At 75.1% G+C, this 14,233-nt stretch carries 7 protein-coding genes and 3 tRNA genes; 9 read left to right on the top strand and 1 reads right to left on the bottom strand.

Translation table 11 applies throughout. The annotated features are described in order from the left end of the window. The first annotated feature begins 25 nt into the window (after positions 1–25). The 3 genes from ACZ52R_RS01750 to ACZ52R_RS01740 all read left to right on the top strand — a co-directional run bounded on the left by ACZ52R_RS01750 (position 26) and on the right by ACZ52R_RS01740 (position 4,066). Entirely contained in the window at positions 26–898 is an 873-nt protein-coding gene (locus tag ACZ52R_RS01750; protein ID WP_465752487.1) for a DUF1906 domain-containing protein, read from the top strand. Between the two features lie 46 nt (positions 899–944). After that, complete coding sequence (locus ACZ52R_RS01745; protein ID WP_465752485.1) at positions 945–2,237, top strand: hypothetical protein; 1,293 nt, start codon at positions 945–947, stop codon at positions 2,235–2,237. Positions 2,238–2,404: 167 nt separating this feature from the next. Then, positions 2,405–4,066, top strand: coding sequence for a long-chain fatty acid--CoA ligase (locus tag ACZ52R_RS01740; RefSeq protein ID WP_465661484.1), 1,662 nt, complete (start codon positions 2,405–2,407; stop codon positions 4,064–4,066). A gap of 94 nt (positions 4,067–4,160) precedes the next feature. On the opposite strand, the gene ACZ52R_RS01735 is transcribed toward ACZ52R_RS01740, so the two are convergent. Then, positions 4,161–7,709 carry a hybrid sensor histidine kinase/response regulator gene (locus ACZ52R_RS01735; RefSeq protein WP_465661482.1) on the bottom strand — a complete coding sequence of 1,183 codons (3,549 nt, stop codon included), beginning with the start codon at positions 7,707–7,709 and terminating at the stop codon, positions 4,161–4,163. Between the two features lie 178 nt (positions 7,710–7,887). Here ACZ52R_RS01735 and ACZ52R_RS01730 point away from each other — a divergent pair. The 6 genes from ACZ52R_RS01730 (at position 7,888) to ACZ52R_RS01705 (ending at position 14,179) form a co-directional block, all read left to right on the top strand. After that, a tRNA-Ser gene (locus ACZ52R_RS01730) sits at positions 7,888–7,981 on the top strand. 241 nt (positions 7,982–8,222) lie between these two features. Then, a tRNA-Arg gene (locus tag ACZ52R_RS01725) sits at positions 8,223–8,298 on the top strand. Positions 8,299–8,329: 31 nt separating this feature from the next. Beyond that, a tRNA-Arg gene (locus ACZ52R_RS01720) sits at positions 8,330–8,405 on the top strand. A gap of 402 nt (positions 8,406–8,807) precedes the next feature. Continuing rightward, the gene (locus ACZ52R_RS01715; protein ID WP_465661480.1) at positions 8,808–11,675 is read left to right on the top strand and encodes an Ig-like domain-containing protein; all 2,868 of its coding nucleotides are present in this window, start codon (positions 8,808–8,810) and stop codon (positions 11,673–11,675) included. A gap of 195 nt (positions 11,676–11,870) precedes the next feature. Next, a complete protein-coding gene (locus tag ACZ52R_RS01710) occupies positions 11,871–13,151 on the top strand; it encodes an SPFH domain-containing protein (protein WP_465661478.1) in 1,281 nt (426 codons plus the stop codon). Next, entirely contained in the window at positions 13,148–14,179 is a 1,032-nt protein-coding gene (locus ACZ52R_RS01705) for a C40 family peptidase (RefSeq protein ID WP_360496502.1), read from the top strand. The genes ACZ52R_RS01710 and ACZ52R_RS01705 overlap by 4 nt, the downstream gene beginning before the upstream one ends. The last annotated feature ends 54 nt before the right edge of the window (positions 14,180–14,233 follow it).

The following is a 14,233-nucleotide window of genomic DNA, read 5'->3' as shown; positions in this document are numbered from 1 at the left end:
GATGGTCCGTCAGTACCAAGGCAGGGTGCGCTATCTCCGGCCCGCGGCCCTCCTCGCCGCCTCCCTCGTGCTCCTGCTGGCCACCGACGGGACGGGCGTGAGTGCCGAAGCCGTCGCCCCGGCCGCCGTCGCCGTCCCCCGCATCCGGGCCGCGACCCTCCCCGACAAGGGCGTCCCGCCACGGTTCCGCGAGAGCTGGAGCGGCCCCGCCTTCGACGTCTGCACCGCACCCCCGGTCGACACCCTGCGGACCTGGCGCACCGCCTCCCCGTACGGGGTGGTCGGCATCTACAGCAGCGGCTCCCAGCGCGGCTGCGGCCAGCCCCGGCTCACCGCCGATTGGGTGCGCCAGGCGCGCGCGATGGGCTGGCGCTTCCTGCCGGTGCACGTCGGGCTGCAGGCGCCGTGCGCCGACCCGAGTCGCAAGCCCAAGCGGATCGACCCGGCGAAGGCCACGCAGCAGGGCCGGGACGAGGCGGGCGAGGCCGTCCGCGCGCTGCGCTCGCTGGGGTTCGGCGCGGGCAGCCCGGTCTACCTGGACATCGAGGCCTACCCGATGCGCGACCCGGCCTGCGGACAGGCCGTGGTCGACTTCACCCTCGGCTGGACCCAGGCCCTGCACTCCGCCGGCTACCGCTCCGGCTTCTACTCCAGCCTCGACTCCGGGGTCGCCGACCTGGTCGCCGCCGCCCGGGCCGGCAGCTCCCCGCTGCCCGACGCCCTCTGGTACGCCCGCTGGGACGACCACGCCGACACGGCAGGCTCCGGCGCCGTCGACCCCGGGCTGTGGAGCCTCCACCAGCGCGTTCACCAGTACCGCGGCAACGTCGCCGAGACCTACGGCGGCGTCACCCTCACCATCGACCGCAACGAGGTGGACGGTCCGACCGCCGGCTGAGACCCCCGCCGGTAGGGTGGCCCCCGATCCGGCACAGGGGGGCGCAATGGCGAACGACCACGGACACGGCGGCGCGAACCGGCGCGACGGCGCGGCGGGTCACGGCACCGCCGGCGGCTACGGCGCGGTGCCGCCGCAGAACCCGTACGGGCAGCCGGCGCCGTACGGACAGAACCCGTACGCCCAGCCCGTCCCGCCGCAGTCGTACCCGCCGCAGTCGTACCCGCCTCAGTCGCACCCGGCACAGCCCTACCCGCCTCAGCCGTACGCCCCGCAGCCACCGGCTGTTGCCCAACCGCCTTACCCCGCGCCACAGTTCGGATCGGCGCCACAGTTCGACGCCGCCCCGCAGCCCGGCGGCTTCCCCGGCCCGGTGCCGCGCCGCAACCGTCTCGGCGTGCTGATCCAGTTCGTGCTGCAGTGGATCTACGCCCCGCTCTGGATCGTCGGTCTGGTGCTGCTCTTCGCCGTCCTGATCCTCGCGGACTACAACGGGGGCGGCCCCAGCTCCGACGGCTGGCTGAGGGTCAATCGCAGCTTCCTCCCGCCGCGTCGCGTGCGGGCCGAGCTCACCGGCCGTCCGGAGCACTGGGAGCGCTACGTCACCCCGCTCCTGGCGCGCCGGATCGCCGCCGCCGAGGCCAACCACGCGGCCGGCGGCGGCGAGGTGCAGGCCGACCTCGGCCGGGAGGTGTCGGTCCGGCTGGCCGTGCGCCTCTACCGGGGCCTCGGCGCGGACGGCGTGGTCCGGCTGGCCGAGCGGTACGGCTGGCGCGGGGTGCCGTCCGGTACCGACGTCGAGCAGGTCCGGCTGGTCCGCGGCTTCCCCGCCCCGACCGGCCTGAACGCCCCGTCCCCGCAGGACCCGCCCGCCGCCCCCGGCACCCCGTGGGGCCCGCAGCCGACCCGCTCCGCGCTGCTGCTGCCGTTCGTCTTCCTGTTCCAGATCGTCTACGTCCCGGTGTACGGCCTGGCCACCTTCTGGATGAACCGCCCCGAGCCCGACTACTGGGAGCGCTGGGGCGCCCGCTGGACGGTCGGCCCGCGCGCCTTCCGGGCCGAGTTCACCGACAGCCCCGCCGCCTGGGACCGCCACATCCGCCGCATCCTCGAACGCGACACCAAGCGGGAACTCGGCCGCACCGCCGACAGCTACCGCCGGGTCACCGCCCCCGACGGCACCTTCCTCCGCCGCGTCCAGCTCCACCGCGCCACCTACCGCGGGGCCGGCGCCCACCAGGCCCTGCGCATCGCCGCCGAGGACGGCTGGACCCTGGATCCCGCCTACACCCCCGACCCCGCGAACTCCCTGCGCCTCTGCCGCCGCGAACAGCACTGACCCTCCGTCCGACGGGGGTGGGTGGCCGCGACTTCGTGACCCTCGCAACGGGGCCGGAATGCTGACATCGGGTGCTGCGGGCGGCAAAATCGGGCATGTCCGCGCGCATTACCGCCCGGTAGGTGCCGCAGGCGCTGCCGTCAGTGCCGCCAGGTCAAGGAGGACCCGTGTTCAGCACGATGCAGGACGTACCGCTCACCGTCGCCCGAATCCTGGAGCACGGGTCCACGATCCACGGCCGCTCGACCGTCACCACCTGGGACGGCTCCGGACCGGTCGTCCGCACGTACGCCGAGGTGGGCGCCCGTGCCGCGCAGCTCGCGTGCGCGCTGCGCGACGAGCTCGGGGTGGCCGGGGACGACCGCGTAGCCACGCTGATGTGGAACAACGCCGACCACCTGGAGGCGTACCTGGCCGTCCCCGCGATGGGTTCCGTGCTGCACACGCTCAACCTGCGGCTGCCCGCCCAGCAGTTGTCGTTCATCATCAACCACGCCGCCGACCGCGTGATCATCGTCAACGGCACGGTCCTCCCGCTGCTCGCCGCCGTCCTGCCGGACCTCGCGCCCACGCTCAGGCACATCGTGGTGAGCGGTCCCGGTGACCGTTCGCTGCTGGCCGGCTTCGCGGGCGGCGTGCACGAGTACGAGGAGCTGATCGCCGGCCGCCCCACCGCGTTCCCGTGGCGGAGCGACATCGACGAGCGGCAGGCCGCGGTGCTCTGCTACACCTCCGGCACCACCGGCGACCCGAAGGGCGTGCTCTACAGCCACCGCTCGGTCTACCTGCACTGCCTGCAGGTCAACACCGGCGACAACTTCGCCTTCACCCCGCGCGACACCGCGCTGCCGGTGGTCCCGATGTTCCACGTGAACGCCTGGGGCATCCCGCACGCCGCCTTCATGTCCGGCGCCAATCTGCTGATGCCGGATCGTTTCCTCCAGCCCAAGCCGATGGCCGAGATGATCGCCGCCATCCGCCCCACCGTCAGCGCCGCCGTCCCCACCATCTGGAGCGGCCTGCTGGACGAGCTCGACGCGGGCGACTACGACACCTCCAGCCTGCGCATGGTGGTCATCGGCGGCAGCGCCTGCCCGCCGTCGCTGATGCAGGGCTTCCAGGAGCGCCACGGCATCCCCGTCATCCACGCCTGGGGCATGACCGAGACCTCCCCGCTCGGATCCTTCGCCCAGCCGCCGGGCGGCCTCACCCCCGAGGAGGAGTGGCCGTACCGGATCACCCAGGGCATCTTCCCGGCCTCCGTCGAGGCCCGGCTGATCGGCCCGGGCGGCGAGCGGATGCCGCACGACGGCGTCTCGGCGGGCGAGCTGGAGGTGCGCGGCCCGTGGATCGCCGGGGCGTACTACGGCGGCGCCGGGCAGGACCCGGTCCGCCCGGACGACAAGTTCTCCGAGGACGGCTGGCTGCGCACCGGCGACATCGGCACCATCACCGCCGACGGCTACCTGACCCTCACCGACCGGGCCAAGGACGTCATCAAGTCCGGCGGCGAGTGGATCTCCTCGGTCGACCTGGAGAACCAGCTGATGGCGCACCCCGAGGTGGCCGAGGCCGCCGTGGTCGCCGTCCCGGACGAGAAGTGGGGCGAGCGCCCGCTGGCCACCGTGGTGCTGCGCCCGGGCGCGACCGTCGGGCTGAGGGAGCTGCGGGCCTTCCTGGCCGAGCGGATCGCCTCCTGGCAGCTGCCGGAGCGCTGGTCGATCGTGGAGTCGGTGCCGAAGACCTCGGTCGGCAAGTTCGACAAGAAGGTGATCCGGGCCGCCTACGCGGCGGAGGAGCTGGACGTCACGGTGCTCGGCAAGGAGTAGCCGCCGGGACGGAAGAGGCCGGCCGCCCCCGTACGGAACGGGGGCGGCCGGCCCTTCCACGCGTTCGGGGCGTGTCCCGGTGTCTCGGCGTTCCTCAGCCCGCGGCGGCGACGCCCGCCTCGCCCATCGCGCCGATCCGGCCGAGCAGGTCCACGATCCGGCCCTGGACGTCCTCGCTGGTCGAGCGCTCGGCGAGGAACAGCACCGTCTCGCCGGTGCGCAGCCGGGGCAGTTCGCGCGGGTCGAGGCCCATCGAGGTGTAGACCACCAGCGGGGTGCGGTGCAGCCGGTCGTTGGCGCGCAGCCAGTCCAGCAGGCCGACCCGGCGGCGGCGGATCTGCAGCAGGTCCATCACCACCAGGTTGGGCTGCACGCTGCTGGCCCGGGCCACGGCGTCGTTCTCGTCCACCGCGTGCTCGACGTGCATGCCGCGCCGCTCCAGGCTGCTGATCATGGCGGCGGCGATGTCCGGGTCGCCCTCGACCAGCAGCACCCGCGGGGCGTGGTGCTCGCCGTCGCGCGGCGCGAGGGCGCGCAGCAGTACGGCCGGGTCGGCGCCGTACGCGGCGTCCCGGGTGGCCTGGCCGAGACCGGCGGTGACCAGCACCGGGACGCGGCGGTTGAGCGCCGCGGTGCGCAGCGACTGCAGTGCGGTGCGGGTGATCGGGCCGGTCAGCGGGTCGACGAAGAGGGCGGCGGGGAAGCCGGAGACCTGGGCGTCGACCTCCTCGCGGGAGCTGACGATCACCGGGAGGTAGCCGCGCGCCTGGAGGGCCTGCTTGGTCGCCGGGTCCGGCTCCGGCCAGACCAGCAGCCGACGGGTGTTGGCCAGTTCGCCACCGGCGGCCGGCGGCTGCTCGTCGGCGGGCCGGGCGTCGCCGGCCGGGAGCTGGGCCATCGGGCGCGGGGCGGTCCGGGCCTCGGCCGGGACGGACTGGTGCGGGACGGACGGCTGCGGGACGGCGGGCATCGGCGCGTTGCCGAGCGGCCGCGGCGGGGCGAGCTCGCCCAGGCCGGTGCCGACCGGGCGCGGGCCCGACGGGTCCTCGGCGGCGGGCAGCGCGGGCCGGGCGGGCTCCAGCGCGGTGCCGGGGGCACCCGCGTCCTGGCCGGACGGACCGGACGGACCCGTCGGAGCGGGCAGACCGGACGGATCGGAAGGCACGGGGGACACGGCCGAACCGGGGGCGCCCACCGGCGCGTCCGGGCCGGGCCCCGGCGGGACGGCCAGCCGACGGCGGCGGCCGGTCGGCGCGGAGGCCGGCTCGGGCGGCGCGGGCACGGGCGCGGGGCCGGCCGGCAGGGCGTGCTCCAGGCCGGGGTACACCGGAGTGTCGGTCGCCCCGGGCAGTGCGAAGCCGCCGGAGGAGTCGTCGGCGGAGGGCAGGGCGCGGCGCCGGCGGGGCTTGGGCCCGCCCGCGGTCTCCTCCGGGGTGGCCCCGTCGGTCGGGGTGCCGCCCGGCGGGGTGCCGTCGGCGGCCGGGGTGTCGGCGGGGGCCGGGCCGAGCGCGAGCGGCTCGCGCCCGCCGGACCGGTTCTGCGGCGCCCGCTCGCCCTCGACGGGCACGGCGTAGGCGGGGCCGGAGCGGCCGTCGTCCTTGCCCCACGGGTCGCTCTGCACGCCGTCGGGGCCGGCCAGGCCCTGACGGCCGTACGCCGGGTCGTTGCCGGTGCCGTTCCACTGCTCGGGGACGGCCCGCTCGACCCGGGCGGGGGCGTTCGGCCACTGGTCGGCGGCGGCGTCGGGCGCGAGGTTCGTGGGGTGCGCCGGGGTCTCGGCGGCCGGTCGGCCGCGCCGGCCGCGCCGTTCGGTGGCCGGGGGCTCCTCGGCGGGTGCCTGCTCGGCCTCCGGGGCCGTGCGGCCCGGCTGCTCGGCGGCCACGGCGGGCTCGGCGGCCGCGCTGCTGCTGGGCAGCTGCGGGATGCCCGGCAGCTCGGGCAGGACGGCGCTGTCGCTCTCCTTGGGCCGGTCGGAGCGGCCCTCGGCGGCGGCGCGTTCGGCGGCGGCCTTCGCGGCGACCGGGTCCAGCGGCAGTTCGACGACGTACGTGGTGCCGGCCTTGCCGGGCAGCTCGTGTGGCTGGAGCACGCCGCCGTGCCGCTCGACCACCGCGCGGGCTATCGGCAGGTGGACGGGGCTGCCGCCGACGCCGGGGCCGCGGATCTCGACCCGGGCGACCTCGCCGCGCTGGGCGGCGGCCAGGACGACGGTCGGCGGCTCGGGGGCGGGTGGCAGCGCGGGCGCCGCGCCGCCGACCAGACCGGGCACGGCCAGCCCGGGGGAGGGGGTGGTGGGGGCGTCCAGCGCGAGGCGGACGCCGCTGACGTCGGCGACCAGGTGGGCCAGCGCCTGGGCGAGCCGCCGTTCGTCGGCGATCACCTCGACCGCGGCGGCGTGCACCGAGAACCGCACCCGGCCCGGGCCGACCAGCTCGCCGGCCTCCTCGACGGCCCGGCGGACCACCGTGTCCAGGGCGACCGGCACCCGTGCGGCGGCCTTCCGCCGGCCCTTGCCGTCCTTGGCGTCCCGGCCGTCCCCGCCGTCCTTGGTGTCCTGGGCCTCCGCCGTGCCGCTCTCGCCGGCCTCGCTGCGCTGGTGGTCGAGGACCCCGTCGATCAGCTTCCCGAAGCGGCGGCACTCGTCGGCGAGCCGGCGCAGCGTCCAGTTGGCCTCCGGCCAGAGCTGCCCGGCCGGGTCGGCGGCGAGTGCGTCCAGCCGCTGGTTCAGCGCGTTCAGCGCGCCGCCCAGTTCGTTCTCCAGGACGGCGGTGAGGTGCTCGTTGCGGGCGATCAGGGCGAGTTCGCGGCTGCGGTCGGTGAAGGTCATCACCGCGCCGACGAGCTGGTCGCCGTCCCGGACCGGGGCGGTGGTGAGGTCGACGGTGACCGGACGGCCGTCCTTGCGCCACAGCACGGTGCCGCGCACCCGGTGCTTGCGCCCGGAGGTCAGGGTGTCCAGCAGCGCGGACTCCTCCAGCGCCAGCGGGCTGCCGTCGGCCCGGGAGTGCTGGATCAGCGGGTGCAGCTCGCGCCCGCCCAGCTCGCTCGCCCGGTACTCCAGGATGTGCGCGGCGGCCGGGTTGACCAGCACGCAGCGGCCTTCGAGGTCCACCCCGAGCACGCCCTCGGCGGCGGCGCGCAGGATCATCTCGGTCTGCTTGTGCTGGCGGCGCAGCTCCGCCTCGACGCCGAGCCGGCCGGAGAGGTCGCGGACCAGCAGCAGGAGCAGGTCGGAGGAGGACGGCGAGCGGGAGCCCTCGCGGTACGGGTCGTAGGGGACGAGCGGGGAGAGCGCGTAGCCGCGGCTGGTGTCGTTGTCGTCGGCGAAGTCGTTGCCGGAGACCTCGACCGGGAAGGTGGTGCCGTCGGTGCGGTGCGCGGTCATCCGGACCGGGCGCTCGAGGGCGTCGCCGTCGCGGGTGGCCGGGCGCATCGAGCCGGGGATCCGGCTGGGGTCGAACTCGGGGAGCAGGCCCAGCACGCCCATGCCGACCAGGGAGGTGCCCGGCGCCTGCAAGGCATGGACCGCCGCGTTGTTGGCGTCCACGACGGTGCCGTTGCTGTTCACCAGCAGCAACGCGTCGGGCAGGGCGTCGAGTATGGCGGCGAGGCGAGCAGCGCCTCGGATCGGCCTGCTGCTCACGTCGACAGGTCTCCTCGGCTCGGGGCAGCTCCTCCGGATACGGCAGTATCTCATTCTTCTTTGCGGCGGGGACGACCCGCCTAGTAACGTTGGCGGTGGTTGGTGCCGAACCCCAGGGTTGTGGCATCATCATCGACACACGGAACGGGTCCGCTTCGCGCGGGTGTGCTCCATGTGGGGAGGCTTCGCCTAGTCCGGTCTATGGCGCCGCACTGCTAATGCGGTTTCGGGGTTATTCCTGATCGAGGGTTCAAATCCCTCAGCCTCCGCCAGTCGGGAGCCCCCGTCGACGATCTCGTCGGCGGGGGCTCTTCGCGTTCCCGGGGCAGGGCGGGCCGGGTCCGTGCCGGTCCCCAGCCCTCCCCGGTGCGGGCCGGGACCAGGCCCGGAGCAGGCCGGGAGCAGGCCGGGAGCAGGCCCGGAGCGGGCCCCGGGCCAATCGATTTCGCCCCACGTCGCAGGTCATGTAATGTTGTCCCCGCAACGCCCCGGAGGCAACGTTCACCAGGGCGAGCGCTCATAGCTCAACGGATAGAGCACTTGACTACGGATCAAGAGGTTGCAGGTTCGAATCCTGCTGAGCGCACCAAACTCCGCAAGATCGGGTTCGCCCGTTCCTTGCGCTCATAGCTCAACGGATAGAGCACTTGACTACGGATCAAGAGGTTGCAGGTTCGAATCCTGCTGAGCGCACCAGCGAGAAGCCCCCGGCCACCGGCCGGGGGCTTCTCTCGTTTCCCGGCCCTCGGCCCGCTCGCCGCGCCGACGGGGGCGTGCCCGGCCAGACTCCGCCCGGCGGGCGGGCCGGTCGGACAGATTTCTCCGATGAATGGTCAGGTCCCGGCCGCTGGGGTCCGCTGAATTAGCCGGGATTTCCCGTTCCTACGTCCGTCCGGGTGTGCCGATTACCGCCTACCGGATGGAATGCGGCGGTTTCGGGCAGGTCCCGTCCGGCCGCCCGGACGGCCGCCAAACGGGTGGGACACGGTCGAAAGCGCAGGTGTCGCAGGATGACCGGTCCGGGATCCGTGATTCCTTTTTGTCGGATCTTGTGCCCAGACTGCCCGTCCTCGGCAGCCGACCGCGAAGGAGAGCCGGATGAGCCGACAGTTCCCCCGCACCGCTGCCGCCCTGGCCGTCCTCACGGCCGGACTGCTGACCGGCTGGAACGCTCCGCTCTCGGTGGCCCAGCAGTCCCCTGACTCCTGGTCGGGGGACCACCGGGCGGTGCTGCCCTCCGGACTTTCCGTCCGGATCGATTTCGATGCCTCTCCTGGGGTGGCGGTCACCGCCGGATCGGGAGAATTGGCGGACCGATCCGCCGGGGGTCATTCCGCCGCCCGCTATTCGGACGGAATGCACCCCGGAAGCCCCGCGCAGACCTTCGAGCTCACCCCCAGCGGTCCGCAGACGGACGGTTCCTGGAGCACGGCGGGGACGCTCCGGCTGACTTTCTCCCGGCCCGTCCGCAATCCCCGGCTGCACCTCAGCGGGCTCGCCGCCGTCGCCACCGGGAAATCCGGCACCACCGGCACCGCGACCCGGCTGACCCTCACCGGCGGCTCGCCCACCGCCCCCACCCTGGTCAGCCGCACCGACTGGCCCGGCTGGACGGTCGACGGCACCACCCTCGCCCCCGCGGGCCGCGACGGCGCCTCCGACGGCGCGCCCGGCTCCGCCGCCGAGGGCTCGCTGGAGCTCGCCGGGACCTTCCGCACCGCACTGTTCCGGATCGAGCAGCGCTCCACCGCCCGGGCCGGCAGCGCCACCGCCCCACCCGTCCTGCGCCAGGCCTACACCGTCACCGTCGACGAGGACCTCGGCACCGCGCCGCAGGCTTACGGCAACGCCTCGCACGTGGTCTCCGACCTCTTCCTCGGCGCCGACGCCGCCAACCCGTCGCGGCGCGCCCGGAACCGCTCCGCCGAGGCCGCGGACGACGAGCCGTTGGTCCGGCTCGACCACGGCGCCTCCCTGCGCAGCCCCTTCGCCGGCCCGCCGCCGCCCAAGCTCCAGCCCGGCCGCGGCGAGTACCGGGGCGCCGACCCGTCGATCAGCTTCCCCGCCGAGGCCGCGATCGGCCGCTACTACCGGCTGACCGTCCCGGTCGCGGTCGGCGACCAGCCCGCCACCCTGGCCGGCTGGATCGATTTCGGGCACACCGGACGGTTCGAGCCCGCCGGGCGGGTGCAGACCGAGGTCCTGCCCGGCGCCGACACCGCGACCCTGGAATGGACCGTCCCACCCGGCGCCGCCTCCGGCGAGACCTGGGCCCGGCTGCGGATCGGCCGCGACACCAGCCAACTCGTCCCCTCCGGCGGGTTCGCCGACTCCGGACAGGTCTCCGACCAGCGGATCAAGCTGACCGTCGGAGCCGCCCGGCCGGAGATCGCCGAACCCGTCGACGGCACCGTCCTCGCCGACGCCCGCCCGGAGGTCAGCGGCGAGGGCGCGGTGGCCGGCGCCACGGTCGAGATCCGGGAGGGCGACGCCGCGCTCTGCAAGGCCAAGGTCGGGCGTGGCGGCGACTGGTCCTGTCGCCCCGCCGCGGCGCTGCCCGCCGGCCCGCACAGCCTCACACCGGTCGAGACCACCAGCGGCGGCGTGGTGCTGCGCGGCGAGCCGGTCAAGGTCACCGTGAAGACCGCGCCGCCGACCGCCCCCGCACTCACCCTCCCGGCCTACACCAATGACCCCGGGCTGCCGGTCACCGGCACCGGCGACGCGGGCAGCACCGTCTCGGTGACCGACCGCCCTACGGGTGGCGAGCTGTGCAGCACGGCGGTGCGGAGGGACGGCCAGTGGTCCTGCCTGCCGGTCGAGGACCTGACGGAGGGAAAGCACCAGCTCACCCCGGTCGCGGTCGACGCGGCGGGGAACCGGACGGCCGGGCAGCCGGCCACGCTGGTGGTCGACACCGTTCCGCCGGACCGGCCGGTGCTCAACGCGCCGGCCCCGGGAGCGACCCTGCGGGTCAGCCGCCCCACGCTCGCCGGACGGGCCGAACCGGGCTCGAACGTGCTGGTCACGGCCGGGTCGAGCACGAGCTCGGACCAGAGGACCGTGCTCTGCGGGGCGACGGCGGCCATCGACGGCAGCTGGACCTGCACCGCCAACCGGGACCTGACGGACGGCGAGCAGTGGCTGACCGTCACGGCCACGGACCTGGCGGGGAACGGGACCTCGGCGGACCCGGTGCGCGTGCGGGTCACCGCTGCGGCGGTGGCGCCGACTGCGGCGGTGTCGGGCTCGCTCAGCCCGTCGGTGCCGGGTCCGACGACCCCCGGCCCGACGGCGTCGGCGCCGGTCGCGTCGAGCACGACCGTGGCTTCGGCTTCGGCTTCGGCTGCGGTTTCGGCCGCGGCGAGTCCGAGCCCATCCGTTGCGGTGGCGCCCGAGGTGCCGGTGCCGGTCCCGCCGGGGGTGCTGCCGATCCCCGTGCCGCCGCCGGTCGCCCCGTCGGCTGCGGCGAGCCCGGTGGTGTCCGGCCCGTCGGCGGTTTCGTCGGGCACCGCGAAGCCGAGTCCGAGTGCGGTGGGTTCGACGGTGTCTTCGCCGAGGCCGGCTCCGGCTCCGAGCCCGTCCGTTGCGCCGGGGGCACCCGTTGCGCCGGTGGTTCCGTCGGTGTCCCCCGTCCCGACCGCTGCGAGCGCCGCGACTGCCTCTCCGACCCCGAGCCCGACCTCTGCCCTCGGTTCGTCCCGGGCGGCCGTCGTCGCCGTGATGAGCCGGCCGTCGCCGACCGGACCGGCCGGAGCCGCCGCCGGAGCCGCCGCTGAAACCGCGGACTCCGCCGAGGCCGCGGTCCGGCCGCTGCCTCTGCCGGAGGGTCCGCAGAGCGTGGTGGGCCGGTCCGGGGATTCCGGCTGGCGCGGTGGGCTCGCCGGGATCCTGCTGGTGCTCACCGGGATCGGGCTGATCACCCGTCGGGTGTTCGTCCACGGTCCTGGTGCTCGACGGCGCTGACCTGCGCCGAACTGTCCCGACCATCCGTTCATGTGCCTGCGCGTCAGGTCGGCTTTGGACGATTCGTCAGTAAATGTCGACACACCTCGGCTCAAATGTCGCATTTGATGACGTATGAACTTAGCCTGACCCTGGCACTGCCCGTCAGATCCGGGCCGCCCGTTGCGCGACACACCGACCCCAGAGGACCCGTGCATGGACGTCACCCGCGATTCTTCGCAGCGACCCGACAACCTGCCCCAAAAGCTCCCGCCGGCGCTGCCGGAACGTTCCGCCTCCGGTGCCAGTCCGCTGGCCAGAGTCACGGCGGTCACGATGGCCAAGGTCGCCAAACCGGTCGGCCCGGCCGACGGCGGCCCGGCGACCACCCCGATGGCCGTCGTCCCCGCGCCGTCGTCCGCCGACCCGGCGGACCTGCGGGATCCGCTGGAGACGGCGGCCACCCCGGAGACCGTCGAGCTGCCGGACGCCACCGCGGTCGGCGCCGCCACCGCCTCCCGGCGCCCGCCGCGCGCCGACCAGGCAGTGCGCGAGCACGGCGCCACCACGCTGCCCGGCTGGATCGCCCTGCTGGTGGTGCTGCTCGGGCTGGCCGGAATGCTGTTCCTCCTGCTGCGCACCGGCGTCGTCCCGCACTGGGACGTGCTGCCCGACCTGCGCGGCGCCGCCGCGCGGGCGAGCGGGCGGGCGGACGTGGATGCCACGTCGATCGCCGAGGTCAGCGCGGTCGGCCTGCTGGTGGTGGTCGCGCTCGCCGGGCTGCTGGCCAACGCGGGCGGCGAGACCCGGGTGCTGACCCGCTGGGGCCGCTACCGGGGCACCGTCCGCCGGACCGGTCTGGTGTGGGTCAACCCGCTGCTGCGCCGCCGTCGGATGGACGTGCGGCTGCGGCACTGGCGCAGTGAGCCGGTGAAGGCGGTCGACCGGACCGGCACGCCGATCGTGGTCCGGCTGCTGATCGTCTGGCGGGTCAAGGACACCGCGCGGGCGCTGCTGGCGATCGAGGACCACGAGGACTACCTGCGCGAGCAGATCCAGGCGGTGCTCACCCGTACCGCGTCCATGCTGCCCTGTGACAGCAACGCGGCGCCCGGGCCCGCGCTGCGCGACGGGCAGTGGTTCGCCGACGAGCTGACCAGGTCGCTGGCCGCCGAGGCCGCCCCCGCGGGCCTGGAGGTGTACTCGGTGCAGCCGCTGGCGCTGGACTACGCGCCGGAGGTCGCCGAGTCGATGCGCCGCCGCCGGCTGGCCGACCTGGACGCGGGCCTGCGGACGGTGCTGGTGGACGACGCGGTGGAGGCGGCGGCGCTCGCCGTCCGACGCCTGGAGCGCGTCACCGCGCACGAACTGGACGAGGCCGCCCGCAGCGCGCTGATGGAACAGCTGCTGGTCGCCTTCGTCGCCCCGGCCGGAGTGGCCGCCTCGGTACCGTCCCCGGCCGCCCGTGCCGGGCGGAAGGAAGGACGACCCGCATGAGGATAGCCACCGGCGCGTACGCCGAACCCGCCGTCACGGTCGGCTCGGTCGGCCTCGACGAGGATCCCGGCCTGATCGGCTTCGAGGAGCGTCTCGGCAGCATCCCCGCGATCGCCGGCTGCGGCTGCCCGAACTGCGCCCCCCGGCCGCGCACCGCCCACGGCGCCGCGGCGGCCGGCGGCAGCCGGATACACCGCGCCGTGCGGAGCACCTGTCTGGCCACCACCGTGCTGGCGGGCGCCGGCGTGGTCGGCCTGACGGCCGGTGCCGGGTCCGCGCACGCCGCGGCCGGGAAGCAGGGCTGGGACGGGTCGAAGTACTGGTTCAAGAACAGTGCGGGCGAGTGGCGCTGGACCGGACACTACGACGTCTACGCGAGCCGCACCGGCCGGTCCACCGGCTCGAGCGGCTCCGGTGGGTCCGGTGGGTCCGGCGGGTCCACCGCCTCGGGCGCCAAGGCCGTCTCCAACGGTTCGGCCTCCTCCTACGGCCTGCGCCAGGGCTGGGACGGGTCGAAGTACTGGTTCAAGAACGGCAGCGGCGAGTGGCGCTGGACCAGCCACTACGACGTCTACCTGAACCGCACCGGTCAGTCCGGCGGCGGTTCGGCCCCGGCGCCCGCCCCGCCCGTGAGCCGTCCGTCCGCGGACACCGCGCCGGCCTCCGAGAGCGAGGAGACCGCCGTCGACTACGCGCTCGCCCAGCTGGGCAAGCCGTACGTCTGGGGCGGCAACGGCCCGTCCGGCTACGACTGCTCGGGACTGGTGCAGCAGGCCTACCGGCGGGCGGGGATAAGCCTGCCGCGGGTGGCCGACGACCAGTACGCGGCGACCACGCCGATCAGCGCGGGGCAGCTGCGCCGCGGCGACCTGGTGTTCTGGTCGGACAGCGGCCGCGCCTCGGGGATCCACCACGTGGGGATATACCTGGGCGGCGGCACGTTCGTCGAGGCGCCCCGGCCGGGCAGGACCGTCCGGGTCTCGACCCTCAACTCGGGCTACTACCCGACCCACTTCGGGCGGCCGTAGCGCCGGGAGACGCCACCGGGCCCCCGACAGCATCGCGCTGTCGGGGGCCCGGTG

Source organism: Kitasatospora sp. NPDC034023, from assembly GCF_055575795.1.
This window is presented reverse-complemented; position numbering and strand designations above follow the sequence as displayed.

Coding starts and splice junctions, on each gene's coding strand:
- ACZ52R_RS01705 (WP_360496502.1), top strand. CDS start 13,148: ATGAGGATAGCCACCGGCGCGTACGCCGAACCCGCCGTCACGGTCGGC.
- ACZ52R_RS01745 (WP_465752485.1), top strand. CDS start 945: ATGGCGAACGACCACGGACACGGCGGCGCGAACCGGCGCGACGGCGCG.
- ACZ52R_RS01715 (WP_465661480.1), top strand. CDS start 8,808: ATGAGCCGACAGTTCCCCCGCACCGCTGCCGCCCTGGCCGTCCTCACG.
- ACZ52R_RS01710 (WP_465661478.1), top strand. CDS start 11,871: ATGGACGTCACCCGCGATTCTTCGCAGCGACCCGACAACCTGCCCCAA.